The 16,718-nt window shown below is 62.5% G+C and carries 17 protein-coding genes and 2 tRNA genes; 2 read left to right on the top strand and 17 right to left on the bottom strand.

Annotated features, from left to right (window positions below):
* Positions 1-417 carry a lysozyme inhibitor LprI family protein gene (locus LJ656_RS17005; RefSeq protein ID WP_230510558.1) on the top strand — a complete coding sequence of 139 codons (417 nt, stop codon included), beginning with the start codon at positions 1-3 and terminating at the stop codon, positions 415-417.
* Positions 418-578: 161 nt separating this feature from the next.
* Here LJ656_RS17005 and LJ656_RS17000 read toward each other — a convergent pair whose 3' ends face one another.
* Positions 579-827, bottom strand: coding sequence for a tautomerase family protein (locus tag LJ656_RS17000; RefSeq protein WP_230510557.1), 249 nt, complete (start codon positions 825-827; stop codon positions 579-581).
* A 28-nt stretch (positions 828-855) separates the two neighbouring features.
* Positions 856-1,569, bottom strand: coding sequence for an SDR family NAD(P)-dependent oxidoreductase (locus LJ656_RS16995; RefSeq protein ID WP_230510556.1), 714 nt, complete (start codon positions 1,567-1,569; stop codon positions 856-858).
* Between LJ656_RS16995 and LJ656_RS16990 the strand changes: the two genes are divergently transcribed.
* Positions 1,525-2,589, top strand: a complete 1,065-nt coding sequence (locus LJ656_RS16990; protein ID WP_329958880.1) for a LysR family transcriptional regulator — start codon at positions 1,525-1,527, stop codon at positions 2,587-2,589. The two genes, LJ656_RS16995 and LJ656_RS16990, sit on opposite strands and share 45 nt — an antisense overlap.
* 109 nt (positions 2,590-2,698) lie before the next feature.
* Here the strand turns inward: LJ656_RS16990 and LJ656_RS16985 are convergent.
* The 15 genes from LJ656_RS16985 to LJ656_RS16915 all read right to left on the bottom strand — a co-directional run bounded on the left by LJ656_RS16985 (position 2,699) and on the right by LJ656_RS16915 (position 16,661).
* A tRNA-Pro gene (locus LJ656_RS16985) sits at positions 2,699-2,775 on the bottom strand.
* 78 nt (positions 2,776-2,853) lie between these two features.
* Positions 2,854-3,288, bottom strand: a complete 435-nt coding sequence (locus LJ656_RS16980) for a MerR family transcriptional regulator (protein WP_230510555.1) — start codon at positions 3,286-3,288, stop codon at positions 2,854-2,856.
* Positions 3,289-3,332: 44 nt separating this feature from the next.
* Positions 3,333-3,743 carry an integration host factor subunit alpha gene (locus tag LJ656_RS16975; protein WP_075301562.1) on the bottom strand — a complete coding sequence of 137 codons (411 nt, stop codon included), beginning with the start codon at positions 3,741-3,743 and terminating at the stop codon, positions 3,333-3,335.
* A gap of 68 nt (positions 3,744-3,811) precedes the next feature.
* On the bottom strand, positions 3,812-6,247 hold the full coding sequence (gene pheT / locus LJ656_RS16970) for a phenylalanine--tRNA ligase subunit beta (RefSeq protein ID WP_230510554.1): 2,436 nt from the start codon (positions 6,245-6,247) through the stop codon (positions 3,812-3,814).
* Positions 6,248-6,411: 164 nt separating this feature from the next.
* Positions 6,412-7,425 carry a phenylalanine--tRNA ligase subunit alpha gene (pheS, locus tag LJ656_RS16965; protein ID WP_230510553.1) on the bottom strand — a complete coding sequence of 338 codons (1,014 nt, stop codon included), beginning with the start codon at positions 7,423-7,425 and terminating at the stop codon, positions 6,412-6,414.
* A gap of 158 nt (positions 7,426-7,583) precedes the next feature.
* Entirely contained in the window at positions 7,584-7,943 is a 360-nt protein-coding gene (gene rplT, locus LJ656_RS16960) for a 50S ribosomal protein L20 (protein WP_006052502.1), read from the bottom strand.
* A 29-nt stretch (positions 7,944-7,972) separates the two neighbouring features.
* Positions 7,973-8,170: a 50S ribosomal protein L35 gene (gene rpmI, locus LJ656_RS16955; RefSeq protein WP_006052501.1), complete on the bottom strand. Its 198-nt coding sequence runs from the start codon at positions 8,168-8,170 to the stop codon at positions 7,973-7,975.
* Positions 8,171-8,427: 257 nt separating this feature from the next.
* Positions 8,428-8,952, bottom strand: coding sequence for a translation initiation factor IF-3 (gene infC, locus LJ656_RS16950; RefSeq protein WP_075301568.1), 525 nt, complete (start codon positions 8,950-8,952; stop codon positions 8,428-8,430).
* A gap of 50 nt (positions 8,953-9,002) precedes the next feature.
* The gene (gene thrS, locus LJ656_RS16945; RefSeq protein ID WP_230510552.1) at positions 9,003-10,910 is read right to left on the bottom strand and encodes a threonine--tRNA ligase; all 1,908 of its coding nucleotides are present in this window, start codon (positions 10,908-10,910) and stop codon (positions 9,003-9,005) included.
* 250 nt (positions 10,911-11,160) lie between these two features.
* Positions 11,161-11,237 (bottom strand) — tRNA-Val (locus LJ656_RS16940).
* A gap of 96 nt (positions 11,238-11,333) precedes the next feature.
* Complete coding sequence (locus LJ656_RS16935; protein ID WP_230510551.1) at positions 11,334-13,577, bottom strand: RelA/SpoT family protein; 2,244 nt, start codon at positions 13,575-13,577, stop codon at positions 11,334-11,336.
* 78 nt (positions 13,578-13,655) lie between these two features.
* Entirely contained in the window at positions 13,656-14,009 is a 354-nt protein-coding gene (locus LJ656_RS16930) for a RidA family protein (RefSeq protein WP_230510550.1), read from the bottom strand.
* Between the two features lie 102 nt (positions 14,010-14,111).
* On the bottom strand, positions 14,112-15,026 hold the full coding sequence (locus LJ656_RS16925; protein ID WP_230510549.1) for an alpha/beta fold hydrolase: 915 nt from the start codon (positions 15,024-15,026) through the stop codon (positions 14,112-14,114).
* 286 nt (positions 15,027-15,312) lie between these two features.
* Positions 15,313-15,954: a CoA transferase subunit B gene (locus tag LJ656_RS16920; protein ID WP_230510548.1), complete on the bottom strand. Its 642-nt coding sequence runs from the start codon at positions 15,952-15,954 to the stop codon at positions 15,313-15,315.
* A gap of 2 nt (positions 15,955-15,956) precedes the next feature.
* Entirely contained in the window at positions 15,957-16,661 is a 705-nt protein-coding gene (locus LJ656_RS16915) for a CoA transferase subunit A (protein ID WP_230510547.1), read from the bottom strand.
* Positions 16,662-16,718: the final 57 nt, after the last annotated feature.

The following is a 16,718-nucleotide window of genomic DNA, read 5'->3' as shown; positions in this document are numbered from 1 at the left end:
ATGAAATACTTAACTCTGGCACTAGTGCTCGTCGGCGCCTGCGCGTCGGCGCTTGCCGCCGACCCAGTCGAAGAAATCGCAAAACGAAGTGGACTGCCTGCCAGCGAAGTCACGGCAACCTTGGCCGATTGCGAAGCCAATCAAACGAGCATGAACTTTTGCGCGTGGCGTGATCAGATCGTCTCTGAACAAAAGCTGGAGCTCGCGGTGGCCGCGAAGGCAGGCTCGTCGGCCGCCTGCGAAAAGGCACTGAAAAAGAAGATCGCCGTGTGGAAGAAGCGTCGCGACGCTGAGTGCTCCAGATCCGCCTCGCGGCAATGGGGTGGCGGCTCGATGTTGCCCACGGCGGCCGCAACGTGCAAAACCGCCGAGACCGATCGCATGCGCGAAACGATCGCGGCCACGGAGTGCAAATAGTCGTCCGGCGAAAGTGAGTTCGCTATCGAAGAGTTGACAGCAGCTTTTATCGTAGTGACCTCCCTGCCCCATCGCCCGCGCCTGACCGTCCTCGGCCGAACCAAGATCCTCAGTTCTGCCAAGGACGGCTCAGCGCGCCCACTCGCCCCCCGACACCACCTCTACTTCAACTTACCCTCGGCCGCTTCGCGTTCCTGCTGACGATATTCGGGCACCGTGACCCCGCCGACACCCCAATTCTCCATATCGACCTCGTCGATCACAACGAAGGTGGATTGCGGCGGCTTGCCCATCACCTCGAACAGCAGATCGCTGACGCCCTTGATCAACGCCATCTTCTGCTCCGGCGTCGTCGCCGCCGCGCCCGGCACGGTGCCTTCGCGCGTCACCTTGATGTTCACGTACGGCATGGCCGTTCTCCTTGTCCAATGATCGGCATTACCACCGGCCCGCGTGCTGGCCGCCATCGACGCTAAGCGTCTCACCGGTCACGAAGCCCGCGCGTTCGAGGTACAGCACGGCGTCGACGATCTCGTGAACCTCGCCCATCCGGCCGAGCGGATGCAGGCCGGCGAGAAACTCGTGCGTCTGCGGTTGATGCATCGGCGTTTTGATGATGCCGGGCGCGACCGCATTCACGCGGATGCCGCTGCGCGCGTATTCGATCGCAAGCGAGCGCGTGACCGCGTCGAGGCCGCCCTTGGTCAGGCCGGCGAGACCCGACGGCGCACCCGCGATCGGCTGATCGACCAGCGCCGTCGTGATCTGCACGATATGCCCTCGACGTTGCGCGAGCATGTGCGGCAGTACCAGTTGCGTGACGTGGAAGAAGCCTGCGAGGTTCACGTCGATCACACTCCTGAAGTCGTCGAGCGTGTAGTCGGTGAATGGCTTGCCGATAAAAATGCCGGCGTTATTAACGAGCGTGTCGATCCGCCCAAAACGCTCGCGCGCGGTTTCGACGACCCGTTGAGCGACTTCGCGATCGCCGATGTGACCGGGCACCGCAATCACACCGCTATCGTCGCTCGCCTGGATGCTGCGCGAATTGGCGACGACGACGTAGCCATTGTCCCGATAACCTTTGACGATGCCGGCGCCGATTCCTTGCGACGCGCCGGTGACGATCGCGACTTTCTGCTGACTGGTCATGATGATTCTCCGAATGAATGGTTTGCGGCGCCGGCCCGCCGGGTTCGACAGGTTTTCGGCTACCCTTATGCTGCAGCGACCGGCCAAGCGTACGCTGCTCGCCCCTTTCGGAACATTCGCTATTCGCGCTCAATGGCTGAGAAAAAACGCACAGAGGCAGACTGGGAGGACATCCGCGTGTTTCTCGCGCTCGCCCGTCACGGCAGCCTGTCGGCCGCCGCGCGCACACTGTCGGTCAATCACGCGACCATCTCGCGCCGGATCCGCTCACTGGAAGCTTCGCTCGGCGACAAGCTCGTCGAACGCCGGCCGGAAGGCTACGTGCTGACGCCGGCGGGAACTCGCACGCTGAGCGCGGCGCGAGAAATGGAGAAGGCGGTGCAAACGCTCGGGCGCGGTGAACTCGACGGCGCACCGAAAGGCCTCGTTCGCATCAATGCTTCGCCGGCGCTTTCACAAGGATTCCTGATCAGTCGACTCGCAAAGCTGCCGCTGCTCTACCCTGGCATCGACATCGATCTCGCCACCGACCTGCGTTCGATCAGCCTGGACCGCCACGAGGCGGACATCGCGATTCGCCTCGATCCGCCGCCGGTCGCGGACCTGATCGCGAAGCGTCTGGGATCGATGGCGTATGGCTTTTATGGAGTGCCCGCGATTTGCCAGCGAGTCGAAGATGGCGAAGCGCCGGTCTTTGTCGGCTTCGACGAAACCAACGCGGACATTCCCGATGCGAGGTGGCTGACGCGCGAATATCCGCACGCGCGGGTCGCGTTCAGGGCCAACAATCAGATTGCTCAGGCGAGCGCCGCACGTTCCGGTGTCGGCCTTGCGCTACTGCCGCATTACATCGGGCGCAAGGAGCCGGATTTGCGGCTGTGCCAAATCACGCCAGTACCGCCGCCGAGAGAGATATGGCTGCTGATTCGTGAACAGGATCGCAACGACCTACCGGTCAGAACCGTGGTCGAGCATCTGATGCGGGCGTTTGCGGATGAAGAGAGACTATTTGCGGCTTGAGGTCGTGCGTTGCTTGACCCGGGGCACATTGTATTGATGCTGCATGGCATGACCCCCGCCAGAAACGAAAAAAGGACCTACGGCTTTCACCATAGGTCCTTCTATTCTTTGGTCGGGGCGAGAGGATTTGAACCTCCGACCACCTGCACCCCATGCAGGTACGCTACCAGGCTGCGCTACGCCCCGAACAGCAAGAAATTATAACAGACACTTTATTCGATTAGAACCGCCAGACGGAAAACTAAACGCGTCTCTCGGCATCGGCTATTGATGTCCACCGAGCAGATCGATCACGCTCTGCAGTTCCTTGCGCAACTTCTCGACATCCACCGCATCCCCGGCGCCCGCTGCGGGCGAAGCGGAAGGCTGCACCGCCGCCACACCACCGCCCTCGCCTTCCTCGGCCAGCGCATCCGGCGCAGCGCCGCCGCCATGCGAATCGAGACGGTTACGCGCGCCGTTGATCGTGAAGCCCTGTTCGTACAGCAATTCACGAATCCGGCGGATCAACAACACCTCGTGATGCTGGTAATAGCGACGATTGCCGCGCCGCTTGACCGGCTTCAACTGGGTGAACTCCTGCTCCCAATAACGCAGCACATGAGGTTTCACGCCGCATAGTTCGCTGACCTCACCAATCGTGAAGTAGCGCTTAGCTGGAATCGGAGGCAACACGACTTTTTCGATCGTCGCGGTCATCGTCAGTTAGCCGTGATGGATTGCGCAAAAGCGCGCCAGGCAGATCAGCGCGCGAAGCTCGCTTCAGCGCCGTTCTCGACCAGCGCCTTCAGCTTTTGACTTGCATGAAACGTCACCACACGACGCGCTGCGATCGGAATCGCCTCGCCGGTCTTCGGATTACGGCCCGGACGCTGCGGCTTGTCGCGCAACTGAAAGTTACCGAAGCCCGACAGCTTGACGCTGTCGCCGCTCTCCAGCGCGTCGCGGATCACTTCGAAGAAGGCTTCGACCATGTCCTTCGCTTCCCGCTTGTTGAGCCCGACATTGTCGAACAGCAACTCGGCAAGCTCCGCCTTGGTGAGCGTCGGCGTTTCGGTGGAAACGACGGCGGGTGATGTCGGAATATCTCGAATCATGGCGCTGCGTTGCGCCGTAAGAAGGGCTTCGAAATCACTCGAGTTCATTTCATTCATATCTATCAAATGGCGCGCCAAGCATAAAACAATGGATGCGGAAACAGCCGTGCAATTGTCAAATGCGGTTATCCGCGCAGCCGTGCGCCATATACTCGAGCCAGACGTTCCACCAGAGTTTGAATAGCCAGATCGACCGTTTCATCCTGAAGGGTTCCGCCAGTATCTTGCAAGGTCACACGGAACGCAAGGCTTTTCTCGTGCGCGGCCAGACCACCGGAAGTGTTTGATTTTGGACGGAATTCGTCGAAAAGCGCAACCTTCTGGACGCTCTTGCAAGCGGGTTCCGACAGGGCCTTCTGAAGCTCGTCGAGCAGCGCCTGGACCTCGATTTTTTGATCGACGACCACCGCGATATCGCGTCGTACCGGCGGGAATTTCGATACTTCCGACGGAACCGGCAATACTCGCTGCATTAATGCTTCGGCTTCGATTTCAAACAGAATCGGCGCATGCGGTAAATCATATTTTTGCATCCAGCGCGGGTGCAATTCGCCAATCCAGCCGACCGCGCGGCCATTCAGTTCGATACGCGCACTGCGTCCCGGATGGAGCGCCGGATGCTCGGCCTTCACGAAGCGCGCAGTGGCCGGCGCGAGCAGCGCCTCGAGATCGCCCTTCACGTCGAAGAAATCGACCGCGCGCGTGGCCGCGCCCCACTGCTCTTCCAGAGCCGGACCATAGGCGAGGCCACCGATCATCTTCGGCTGCGCAAAACCTTCGACGGTCAGCTCGCCAGCCTTGACCGACGGATCGTGCAGGAACACGCGACCGGCTTCGAACACGCGCACGCGGTCCGCGGCGCGACGATTCAGGTTCGTGCGCAACACATGGATCAGGCTGCCGAACAGTGTCGTGCGCATCACCGACAACTGGCTCGCGATCGGGTTGAGCAGACGCACCGGGTTGCTGTTGCCCGCGAAGTCCTGCTCCCACTCGGCATCGACGAAGCTGAAGTTCACCGTCTCCGCGTAGTCGCGCGCGGCGAGCGCGTGACGAATCGTGTGGATCGAACGCTGCGTCTCGTTGGTCGCGCGCATTTCGCTGGCCGCGACCGGCGGCTTGGCCGGGATCTTTTCGAAGCCGTAGATACGCGCGACTTCTTCGATCAGGTCTTCTTCGATTTCAATATCGAAGCGGTACGACGGCGGCTGCACCGCGAACGTATCGCCGTCGCGCTCGAACGTGAGACCGAGGCGCGTGAAAATCTGCGCGATTTCATCGGCGCCGATCTGCACGCCGATGATGCGATTCGCGCGCGACACGCGCATCTTCACCGGCGCACGCTTCGGCACGTTGACGATCTGATCGTCGACCGGGCCCGCTTCGCCGCCGCAGATGTCGAGAATCAGCTGCGTGATGCGCTCGATATGCTCGACGGTCGTCGCATAGTCGACGCCGCGTTCGAAGCGATGCGCTGCGTCGGTCGAGAAGTTGTACTTGCGTGAGCGGCCGCGAATGCTATCGGGCCACCAGAACGCGGCTTCCAGATAGATGTTGGTGGTGTCGAGCGTAACGGCCGTGCTGTCGCCGCCCATGATGCCCGCGAGGCTTTCGATATGCTGCTCGTCCGCGATCACGCCGACCGTCTCATCGAGCTCGACCGTGTTACCGTTCAGCAACTTCAGCGTCTCGCCCTTGCGGCCCCAGCGCACGTCCATGCCGCCGTGGATCTTGTCCAGATCGAACACGTGCGACGGGCGGCCCAGTTCGAGCATCACGTAGTTCGAGATGTCGACGAGCGCGGAGATGCTGCGCTGACCCGAGCGCTCGAGACGCTCGACCATCCATTGCGGCGACTTCGCGCGCGCATTCACGCCGCGGATCACACGACCCGAGAAACGGCCGCACAGATCGGGCGCCGAAATTTTCACGGGCAGCGTTTCGTTGAGCTTTACCTGTACCGGCTTGATCTCGAGCGGACGCAGCGGCGCGCCGGTGATCGCCGAGGTTTCACGCGCGACGCCGAACACCGACAGGCAGTCCGCCTTGTTCGGCGTCAGCTTGATTTCGAACACGGTGTCGTCGAGATTGAGCGTATCGCGGATGTCCTGGCCGATCGGCGTGCCTTCCGGCAGGATCAGCAGGCCGCTGTGGTCTTCCGACAGTTTCAGCTCGCGTGCCGAGCACAGCATGCCCTGACTTTCGACGCCGCGCAGCTTCGACAGCTTGATCGCGAACGGCGCGCCGCCCTCTTCGGCCGGCGGCAATTGCGCGCCCACCAGCGCGACCGGCACCTTGATGCCGGGCGACACGTTCGGCGCGCCGCATACGATGTTCAGCGTCGTGCCGGTGCCGGCGTTGACCTGACATACGTTGAGCTTGTCCGCATCCGGATGCTTGACGACTTCCAGCACCTGGCCGACGACGATCTCCGAGGTCGGCGGCGCCGCCGGGCGCAGGTCTTCGACTTCGAGACCGGCCATCGTCAGCGCATGCGACAGCTCCTCGGTGGTCAACTGCGGATCGACAAAAGTTCTGAGCCAGGATTCCGGAAATTGCATGGTTCTGTGTACGTTCTGATCAGGTTAGGTCCACGTCCGGCGAATGCCTCGTGTCCGTAATGCACCGGTTTCGGACCGGCTTACTCGGCGCTGCCGGGGACGCTCGCGGCGCGCATTCGATGCGCCACCGCGTTCTATGCTTGGTCGCGCTCGCGCGCGCCGCTTCACGCGAATTGACGCAGGAAACGCAGGTCGTTTTCGAAGAACAGGCGCAGGTCCTGCACGCCGTAACGCAGCATCGTGAGACGCTCGAGGCCGCTGCCGAAGGCAAAGCCGATGTAGCGCTCAGGGTCGAGACCCATGTTGCGGATCACGGTCGGATGCACCTGGCCCGAGCCCGAAATCTCGAGCCACTTGCCGGCGTTCTTGCCCGTTTCGAACTGCATGTCGATCTCGGCCGACGGTTCGGTGAACGGGAAATACGACGGCCGGAAGCGCACGAGAATGTCGTCGCGCTCGAAGAATTTCTTCAGGAAGTCAGTGTAGACGCCCTTCAGGTCCGCGAAGCTGATGTCCTCGGCGATCCACAAACCTTCGACCTGGTTGAACATCGGCGAGTGGGTCGCGTCGCTGTCCACGCGATAGGTGCGGCCCGGCACGATCACCTTGATCGGCGGCGTGTTGGTGCGCGCGTAGCGGACCTGCATCGGGCTCGTATGCGTGCGCAGCAGCAGAGGACGGCCGTCGGCATCTTTGCCGTCGACGTAGAAAGTGTCCTGCATCGAACGCGCCGGATGATTTTCGGGGCTGTTCAGCGAGGTGAAGTTGTACCAGTCGGTTTCGATCTCGGGGCCGTCGGCCACGTCGAAGCCGATCGTGCGGAAAATCTGTTCGACGCGCTCCCAGGTGCGCATCACCGGATGCAGGCTGCCCGTACTGGCGCCACGACCCGGCAGCGTCACGTCGATCGACTCGGCGGCCAGACGCTGGTTCAGCAGCGCGTCGGCGAGGGCCTGACGGCGCGCGGTCAGCGCGGCTTCGACCTGCTGTTTGACGAGGTTGATCCGTGCGCCTTCGGTCTTGCGCGTGTCGGGATCGAGTTTGCCAAGGCCCTTCAACAGTTCGGTCAGCGCGCCCGATTTACCGAGAAAGCGCGCCTTCTCGTTCTCGAGCGTGGTGACGTCGGGGGCTTCTGCGAAGGCTTTTTGCGCGTCGGCGACAATCTGGTCCAGATCCATTGATCCCATCATTTCAACGTCAGTGTTCTATCGAAACAAAACTGGTTCTACCAACAAAAACGGGGCTCGGTGAGGAGCCCCGTTTTTGTTGCAGCGTCACCGAGACAACCGGATGTTCGCTGCTACGAACCACGCAGTTTTAATTGCCAGAAGCGCAATCAGGCTGCAACGGCGGCTTTCACCTGCTGAACGATCGCAGCAAAAGCAGCCTTGTCGAACACAGCCATGTCGGCCAGCACCTTGCGGTCCAGTTCGATCGACGCCTTCTTCAGGCCATTGATGAACACGCTGTACGTCATGTCGTGCTGACGCACCGCCGCGTTGATACGCGTGATCCACAGTGCGCGGAACACACGCTTCTTGTTGCGGCGGTCGCGGTAGGCGTACTGGCCTGCGCGCATGACCGCCTGCTTGGCGATGCGATAGACGTTATTGCGACGGCCGCGGTAACCCTTGGCCAGCTTGATGATCTTCTTGTGACGGGCCCGTGCGGTAACCCCACGTTTTACTCGAGGCATGTTTCGCTCCTATGAGTGTCGGTTAAGGGTTAAGCGAACGGCAGCATTGCGCGAACGGAGTTCAGATCGGAATCATGAACTGCCGTGGAGCCGCGCAGATGGCGTTTGTTCTTGGTGGTCTTCTTGGTAAGAATGTGACGCTTGAAGGCCTGACCGCGCTTGACGGTACCGCCCGGACGCACCACGAAGCGCTTTGCAGCGCTCTTCTTGGTCTTCATCTTCGGCATGACAACTCCATTATTAGATGGACATGGGTGTGCGGTCGACCAGATAGCCATTTCCCGCCCTTCGAAACCCACTCCACTTGGTATGCAGACCGCCGATACCGCCAGCGGCCGCTTTCCGGGACTCGCCGCGCACTTGCGTACGCGCCGTTCCGAAACCTTCCTGCGCCGCACCGGACCCCGGCACGGCGACAAACAAACCTGCGCCACCGGAGCGCGCGCCACATGGCGCGCCGCCGCTCCGGATCACTGCTGTGCGCTTACTTCTTTTTCTTCGGAGCGAGCACCATGATCATCTGGCGCCCTTCCATCTTCGGCATCTGCTCGACCTGACCGACTTCGTCGAGGTCGGTGCGCAGGCGTTCGAGCATGCGCATGCCGATTTCCTGGTGAGCCATTTCGCGGCCCCGGAAACGCAACGTGATTTTGGTCTTGTCGCCGTCTTCGAGGAAGCGAATGAGGTTGCGCAGCTTGACGTTGTAGTCACCGTCGTCGGTACCCGGGCGGAATTTGACTTCCTTGACCTGGATGACCTTCTGCTTGAGCTTGGCCTCGTGTTGCTTCTTCGCTTCCTGGTACTTGAACTTGCCGTAGTCCATCAAACGGCAAACCGGCGGAACCGCTTGCGGAGCGATTTCAACCAGATCGACGTCCTGTTGTTCCGACATACGGAACGCCTCAGCGAGCTTTACGATGCCGAGTGGTTCGTTCTCGACGCCGACCAGTCGCACCTCGGGTGCAGTAATCTCACCGTTGATGCGGTGCGCAGACTTATCAGTAGCGATGTTACGTTTCCTCTAAAAATTAAAAAAAACGAGCCGGGCTGCCAAGTGGCTCAGTTGAACGACTGCACGTCCTGGCGCAGACGCTCAATGAAGGAATCGACGGGCATCACACCCAGATCGACACCACCACGGGCACGCACGGCTACCGTTTGTGCTTCACGCTCCTTGTCGCCGACGACCAGCAGGTACGGGACCTTTTCCAGCGTGTGCTCGCGTATTTTATAGCTAATCTTCTCGTTGCGCAAATCAGCCTCAACTCTAAGCCCTTGTTTTTGCAACGATTGGGCCACAACCTGCGCATATTCGGCCTGGTTTTCCGCGATATTCATCACGACAACCTGCATCGGCGCGAGCCACGCAGGCATTGCACCAGCATGGTGCTCGATCAGAATCCCGAGGAAACGCTCCATCGAACCGACGATTGCCCGGTGCAGCATGATCGGCCGGCGGCGGCTGTTGTCTTCTGCCACGTATTCGGCGCCGAGGCGTTCCGGCAGCACCATGTCGAGCTGTAGCGTGCCGCACTGCCATGAGCGACCGAGCGCGTCCTTGATGTGATATTCGACCTTCGGACCGTAGAACGCGCCCTCGCCCGGCAGCTCTTCCCACGTCACGCCGCATGCGGTCAACGCCTCGCGCAGACCCTGCTCCGCGCGATCCCACGTCTCGTCGGTGCCGGCGCGCGCATCGGGGCGCAGCGACAGCTTGATTTCCACGTTATCGAAGCCGAAGTCGCGGTAGACGCTCATCGCCAGCGTGTTGAACGCGATCGATTCGTTGATGAACTGATCTTCGGTACAGAAAATGTGTGCGTCGTCCTGCACGAAGCCACGCACGCGCATCAGGCCGTGCAGCGCGCCCGACGACTCGTTACGGTGGCACGAGCCGAACTCCGCGTATCGCAGCGGCAGATCGCGATACGAGCGCAGACCGTGGTTGAACACCTGCACGTGACCCGGGCAGTTCATCGGCTTGATCGCGTAGTCGCGCTTTTCCGATTCCGTCGTGAACATGTTTTCACGATAGTTCTGCCAGTGGCCCGACGCTTCCCACAGCGAACGGTCCATGATCAGCGGCGTCTTGATTTCAAGGTAACCGGCGTCGTTCACGCGACGGCGCATGTACTGCTCGACCTGCTGCCACAGCGTCCAGCCACGCGGATGCCAGAACACCATGCCCGGCGACTCGTCCTGCATATGGAACAGGTCGAGTTGCTTGCCGAGCTTGCGGTGGTCGCGCTTTTCCGCCTCTTCGAGCATGTGCAGATACGCTTCCTGGTCTTCTTTCTTCGTCCAGGCCGTACCGTAGATGCGCTGCAACTGCTCGTTCTTCGAGTCGCCGCGCCAGTACGCGCCCGCGACCTTCATCAGCTTGAAGACCTTCAGCTTGCCGGTCGACGGCACGTGCGGGCCACGGCACAGATCCGTGAAGCCGCCGTGCGAGTACAGCTTGATTTCGTCGCTGGCGGGAATCGATTCGATGATCTCGGCCTTGTACTTTTCGCCGATGCTCTTGAAGTAGTCGACCGCTTCGTCGCGCGACACCACGCGGCGCGTTACCGGCTCGTCCTTCTTCGCGAGTTCCTGCATGCGCTTTTCGATCTTTTCGAGATCTTCCGGCGTGAAAGGACGGCTGTACGAGAAGTCGTAATAGAAACCGTTGTCGATGACCGGGCCGATCGTGACCTGCGCTTCCGGGAACAGATCCTTCACCGCGTACGCGAGCAGGTGCGCGGTGGAGTGGCGGATGATATCGAGACCGTCTGCGTCCTTCTCGGTGACGATGGCGAGCGCCACATCGCGATCGATCAGCGTCGACGTATCGACCAGCTCGCCGTCGATCTTGCCGCCAAGCGCGGCTTTCGCGAGGCCAGGGCCGATCGAGGCGGCCACTTCGGCGACGGTCACCGGATGCTCGTACTGTCGAACAGAACCGTCAGGCAAACGTATCGAAACCATTGCGTTCTCCGTGGTGCCGACCGGCGGCGGCACATACAACCATCAAAAAAAGCCAAAAAAAATGCGGCCCCGCTTTCGAGGGGCCGCATTCACATTTCATGCAAACTTCACTGGCGAAATTGGTCCTCGACTAGCGTCGCTCCGAAGTAGTCTCGGTCAACGTTCGCGGTGTCATAACCGTATTCGCCTTTTGCGCTCGAGGCGCTTACTGCGTTTGCGAAACCCCGGCGGACCGGAGTTTCATTTTCGTTGGTAGGCTCGATTGGACTCGAACCAACGACCCCCACCATGTCAAGGTGGTGCTCTAACCAGCTGAGCTACGAGCCTGAAGAAACGAGAGTATATGGGGTCTAGCAGAGCTTGGCAAGCACTTTTATGCAGAGACTTTAAATCCCGTCCCCGCCGCGCCAAACCGCCGGCGCGTCAGTTCTTGCGCGTCGCCCTGACCACGCCGGTGATTTCGCCCAGTAGCGTGCACGCGCGCTGGATCTGCGCGGAACTCGACACCTCCACGGTGAACTGCATGAACGCGGCGTTACGGCGCGATTGCGTCTTCACGCCGATCACGTTCATCTTTTCCCGCGCGAATACTTCGGAGATATCGCGCAGCAGACCCTGCCGGTCGGTCGCCTCGATGCTGAGGTCGACCGGGTAGACCGACTGGCCGCGCCCGCTCATCACGTCCGCCGACCACGCGGTCTGCAGCACGCGCTCGGGCGCGCGCTCGGCCATCCGCCGGAACGTCGCGCAGTCGCTGCGGTGGACCGACATACCCTTGCCGCGTGTGACGAAACCGGCGATGTCGTCGGGCGGCGCCGGGCGGCAGCAACGCGCGAGCTGGGTCAGCAATGCATCGACACCCACCACCAGCACCCCGGTCGACGCACCGCGCGCGACGCTCGCGCCGCTGCTGCGCTTCTCGAACTTTTCCGGCGCATCGATTTCGGGTTCTGGCGGCGGCGCATCGTGCAGCGCCTGCTCGACGAGCCGCAGGCTGAACTCTTCCTTGCCGACCACCGAGAACAGATCGTCTGTAGTCTTGAAGCCGAGTCGTGCGGCCAGTTGATCGAGATTGACCGAAGTCTTGCCTTCGCGCTGCAAGGTCTTTTCAACCATCGCGCGGCCGCTCGCGATGTGCTCCTGCAACTCGACCGCGTTGAACCACGCGCGCACCTTCTGCCGCGCACGCGGACTTTGCAGATAGCCGAGCTGCGGATTGAGCCAGTCGCGCGACGGACCTCCCTCCTTCACCGCGACGATCTCGACCGTCTGGCCGTTCTGCAACGGCGTGTTCAGCGGCACCATCGCGCCGTCGACGCGCGCGCCGCGGCAGCGATGCCCCAGTTCGCTATGCAGGTGATACGCGAAGTCGATCGGCGTCGCGCCGTGCGGCAGCGGAATCACGCGCGCCTGCGGGGTCAACACGTAGATCTGGTCGTCGTCGAGCGTGGCCTGGCGCAGTTGCTCCCAAGGTTGCGCCGCGCGCTCGTCACCGTGCTCGCCCTCCGAGACCTCGTCCTTCCACGCGAGCAGCTGACGCAGCCACGCGATCTTCTCGTCGTATTTTTCGTTCGCCGCGAAAGTGCCGCCGTAGCCGCGCGCGCCCGCTTCCTTGTAGCGCCAGTGCGCGGCCACGCCGTACTCGGCGAAGCGATGCATTTCCTGCGTGCGGATCTGCACTTCGAACGCGCGGCCGTCGTCGCCGATCACGACGGTGTGCAGCGACTTGTAGCCGTTCGGCTTGGGTCGCGAGATGTAGTCGTCGAATTCCTTCGGCACCGGCTGCCACAGGTTGTGCACGATCCCGAGCACGGTGTAGCAGTCCTTGATGTCCGGCACGATCACGCGAAAGGCGCGCACGTCGTAGAGCTCGGCGAAGTCGAGCTCCTTGCCGCGCATCTTGCGCCAGATGCTGTAGATATGCTTCGGGCGGCCGCTCACTTCCGCGCGGATGTGAGCGGCGGCCAGCTCCTGCTGCAAGCGTTCGATCGCTTGCGCGACGTAGCTTTCGCGCTCCACGCGTTTTTCGTCCAGCAGCTTCGCGATGCGCTTGTACGTGACCGGCTCCTCGAAGCGGAACGCGAGGTCTTCGAGCTCCCACTTCAGTTGCCAGATACCGAGCCGGTTCGCGAGCGGCGCATAAATATCCAGCGTTTCGCGCGCGACGTCCGGCGACGGCGTGATCTTCGCCGCCGCGTAATAGCGCAGCGACTGCAGCCGCGACGCGAGCCGGATCAGCACCACGCGAATGTCCTGCGCGAACGCGAGCAGCATCTTGCGCAGCGCCTCGACCTGCGCGCGACGCGCGGCCTGCGCATCGCGCCCCGCCTCGGGCATCGCGTTCTGCGCGGCGCGCAAACTGACCGTGCCGAGACGCAACAGCTTGCGCACGTCGCCGACCAGTTGCGCGACCTCTTCGCCGAAGTTGTCGGCGATCACGCGCTCCGGATCGCGCAGGTGCGGCGTCAGCGCGAACAGCGCCGCCGCCAGCACCGCAGGCGGATCGACGTTGAGCTTGCGCATGATCAGCGCGGTGCCCTCCGCGTGATCGGCGAGCAGCTCGCCCGACGCCAGCCGCACCTCGCCCGCATGCTCGCGTACGAACGCCATCGCTTCCTCGAACGAAGGATAAGGATGAGGCGCGTTCGTAACGGTTTCGGTATTCATGGTGCGACGGCCCGCCGGGCCAGACGATTCAATGGGATTTCAACAACGCCGCGGTCCAGCGGTTGGACCAGCGGCGCATTAGCTGCGCTGCGCGGCAACCACGACGATTTCGACGAGGCACTTCGGGTTCGCGAGCTTCGCTTCGACGGTCGCGCGCGGCGGCGTGTCGCCCTGCGCGACCCACTCGTCCCACACCGCGTTCATGCCGGCGAAATGCACCATGTCCGAGATGTAGATCTGCACCGACAGCAGCAGCGACTTGTCGCTGTTCACTTCGCCCAGCAGACGGTCGATGTGGCCCAGCACCTCGCGCGTCTGGCCGGTGATGTCCTGCGTGTCGTCTTCGGCGATCTGGCCGGCGAGGTAGACGGTGCCGTTGTGCACGGCGATTTCCGAAAGACGCTTGCCGACGTGGTGACGAATGACTGCCATGAAAAATCCTGAGCTGGTTGGTTAATCGACATGCATCCGATCGAATGCATCTCGCATGACGTTTCGAATCAGGCCGCTCGAAATGTCATGCGGAACTCAACATTATCGCGCGTTCGCGGCCGTGCCGATAAAGAACTGCCGCGCGAGCGCGATCTGCTCGGCCGCGAGAAACGCCGGCGCATGCCCGACGCCGGCGATTTCCGCGCTCGACACCGCCGGCCCGGTCGCGACCATTTTCGCGACGGTGTCGCGCGACAGCAGATCCGACTGCTCGCCGCGCACCACCAGCACCGGCCCCTTGAACGCGGCGAGCGCATGCCACAGCGCCGCCTCGCCGAGCTTCGCGGCTTCTTCGGTGACCGCGGCGAACGGCTGCGCGATGCGCGGGTCGTAACGCAGCACCCACGCGCCGTCCTGTTCGCGCAGCAGCGGCGTATTGATCTCGCGCCATTCGTCCGGCGTCAGCGGACCGAAGCTTTGCGCGAGCTGCGCCGCGTAGTCGACGCCCTGCTGCAAGCTCTCGAAGCGCGCGGGCTTGCCCAGGTAATCGCCGATCCGCTTCACCGCGACCGGTTCCAGATGCGGCCCGACATCATTCAGCAGCAGCTTGCGGATCGGCGTGTCGGGCAGACCGGCGAGCGCCATGCCGATCAGCCCACCCATCGAGGTGCCGAACCAGTCGACCGTCTCGACGTCGAGCCGCGCGATCAGCGTCACCATGTCGGCGACGTACTGCGGCACAGCGTAGAAGTTGGGGTTCGCGAGCCACGAAGACAAGCCGCGGCCGACCACGTCCGGGCACACCACGCGGTAGGTGTCGGCGAACTCGGCGGCAACGCGGTCGAAGTCGCGGCCCGAACGTGTCAGGCCATGCACGCACAGCAGCACGCGCGGATTGTCCGGGTCGCCCCACTCCGTATAGGCCACGCGATGCAGGCCGGCGCCGCTCGCGCACTGCACATAGCGTTGACGCGGCTCGGGCCGCGCGGCGGCGGAGGCGGAAGTCGTTGCGGTCATCTGGGGTCCTTGCAAAAAGGGCTACGGATTGGCCCGGTCGATACGCGCTGACGCGGGAACGACGCCATCGACACGCCCCACCCGCGTTCAATCTGTCGAAGATTGTAAACCGCTTCGCCGCGCCGCACGGACCGGCCGAAAGGCATAGGACGGTCCGCTCGAAGCGCTCGCGCACCCCGCGCGCGCCGCGCCAAAAGCACAACGGGCGAGACTTTCGTCTCGCCCGTGCGGACTACCCTGTTGCCGCCCCTCGTCACAGCAACGAGAAGGCGGCTTCGCGAACCGCTTAGCTCACCGCGCTCACGTCCAGCGGCGCGCCGGTCTTCGCCTTGATTTCATCGACGCTGACGCCCGGCGCCAGTTCGGTGACCTTCAGCCCCGCGTCGGTCACCTCGATCACGCCGAGGTCCGTGATGATCTGATCGACCACGCCGACGCCCGTCAGCGGCAGCGTGCATTCGTCGAGAATCTTGTGCTGGTCGCCCTTCGCGACGTGCTCCATCAGCACGACCACGCGCTTGACGCCGGCGACGAGATCCATCGCGCCGCCCATCCCCTTGATCATCTTGCCCGGGATCATCCAGTTGGCCAGATCGCCCTTCTTGCTGATCTGCATCGCGCCGAGAATCGCCAGGTTGATGTGGCCGCCGCGAATCATCGCGAACGAATCCGCCGACGAGAAAATCGACGAACCCGGCAGCGTCGTCACCGTCTGCTTGCCGGCGTTGATCAGATCGGCGTCGACTTCGTCTTCGGTCGGCGACGGGCCGATCCCGAGCAGGCCGTTTTCCGATTGCAGCCACACTTCGACGCCGGCCGGCACGTGGTTCGCAACCAGCGTCGGCAGCCCGATGCCGAGGTTCACGTAAAAGCCGTCCTGCAGTTCTTTCGCCGCGCGCGCGGCCATTTCCTCACGAGTCCATGCCATGATCAGTCTCCTTTCGCGCGGACGACGCGTTGTTCGATGCGTTTTTCCGGATGCGCATTCAGCACGATGCGCTGCACGAAGATGCCAGGCGTATGGATCGCGTCCGGATCGAGTTCGCCCACCTCGACGATCTCCTCGACTTCCGCGACCGTGATGCGGCCGGCCATCGCGCACATCGGGTTGAAGTTGCGCGCGGTGCGGCGATAGATCAGGTTGCCGGACTTGTCGGCCTTCCATGCCTTGACGAGCGCGACGTCAGCGGTCAGCGAATGCTCGAGCACATAGTGGTTCTCGCCGAACTGGCGGGTTTCCTTTCCCTCGGCGATCAGCGTGCCGTAGCCGGTGTTGGTGAAGAAGGCCGGGATGCCCGAGCCGCCGGCGCGCAGCTTTTCGGCGAGCGTGCCTTGCGGGGTGAATTCGAGCTCGAGTTCGCCGGCCAGGTACTGGCGCTCGAACTCCTTGTTCTCGCCGACGTACGACGAGATCATCTTCTTGATCTGGCGCGTCTCGAGCAGCAGGCCGAGGCCGAAACCGTCGACGCCCGCGTTGTTGCTGATACAGGTGATGCCCTGCACTTTGGTGTCGCGCAGCGCCGCGATCAGCGCCTCGGGAATCCCGCACAGTCCGAAGCCTCCGACGGCGAACGTCTGGCCGTCCTTGACGATGTCTTTCAGCGCCTCGGCGGCGCCTGGATAGACCTTGTTCATCAGTATGTCCCTTCCTCTATGGAAATCCGAAACCGGTTGCCGGCCGCCGGATGTGTG

It is taken from the genome of Paraburkholderia sejongensis (assembly GCF_020880815.1).
Lineage (GTDB): Bacteria > Pseudomonadota > Gammaproteobacteria > Burkholderiales > Burkholderiaceae > Paraburkholderia > Paraburkholderia sejongensis.
This window is presented reverse-complemented; position numbering and strand designations above follow the sequence as displayed.

Excerpts from the sequence above, each read along its gene's own strand:
- LJ656_RS17005 (WP_230510558.1), top strand. The coding sequence starts at position 1 with ATGAAATACTTAACTCTGGCACTAGTGCTCGTCGGCGCCTGCGCGTCG.
- LJ656_RS17000 (WP_230510557.1), bottom strand. The coding sequence starts at position 827 with ATGCCGTACGTGAACATCAAGGTGACGCGCGAAGGCACCGTGCCGGGC.
- LJ656_RS16995 (WP_230510556.1), bottom strand. The coding sequence starts at position 1,569 with ATGACCAGTCAGCAGAAAGTCGCGATCGTCACCGGCGCGTCGCAAGGA.
- LJ656_RS16980 (WP_230510555.1), bottom strand. The coding sequence starts at position 3,288 with ATGACCGCGACGATCGAAAAAGTCGTGTTGCCTCCGATTCCAGCTAAG.
- LJ656_RS16975 (WP_075301562.1), bottom strand. The coding sequence starts at position 3,743 with ATGAATGAAATGAACTCGAGTGATTTCGAAGCCCTTCTTACGGCGCAA.
- pheT (WP_230510554.1), bottom strand. The coding sequence starts at position 6,247 with ATGCAATTTCCGGAATCCTGGCTCAGAACTTTTGTCGATCCGCAGTTG.
- pheS (WP_230510553.1), bottom strand. The coding sequence starts at position 7,425 with ATGGATCTGGACCAGATTGTCGCCGACGCGCAAAAAGCCTTCGCAGAA.
- rplT (WP_006052502.1), bottom strand. The coding sequence starts at position 7,943 with ATGCCTCGAGTAAAACGTGGGGTTACCGCACGGGCCCGTCACAAGAAG.
- rpmI (WP_006052501.1), bottom strand. The coding sequence starts at position 8,170 with ATGCCGAAGATGAAGACCAAGAAGAGCGCTGCAAAGCGCTTCGTGGTG.
- thrS (WP_230510552.1), bottom strand. The coding sequence starts at position 10,910 with ATGGTTTCGATACGTTTGCCTGACGGTTCTGTTCGACAGTACGAGCAT.
- LJ656_RS16935 (WP_230510551.1), bottom strand. The coding sequence starts at position 13,577 with ATGAATACCGAAACCGTTACGAACGCGCCTCATCCTTATCCTTCGTTC.
- LJ656_RS16930 (WP_230510550.1), bottom strand. The coding sequence starts at position 14,009 with ATGGCAGTCATTCGTCACCACGTCGGCAAGCGTCTTTCGGAAATCGCC.
- LJ656_RS16925 (WP_230510549.1), bottom strand. The coding sequence starts at position 15,026 with ATGACCGCAACGACTTCCGCCTCCGCCGCCGCGCGGCCCGAGCCGCGT.
- LJ656_RS16920 (WP_230510548.1), bottom strand. The coding sequence starts at position 15,954 with ATGGCATGGACTCGTGAGGAAATGGCCGCGCGCGCGGCGAAAGAACTG.
- LJ656_RS16915 (WP_230510547.1), bottom strand. The coding sequence starts at position 16,661 with ATGAACAAGGTCTATCCAGGCGCCGCCGAGGCGCTGAAAGACATCGTC.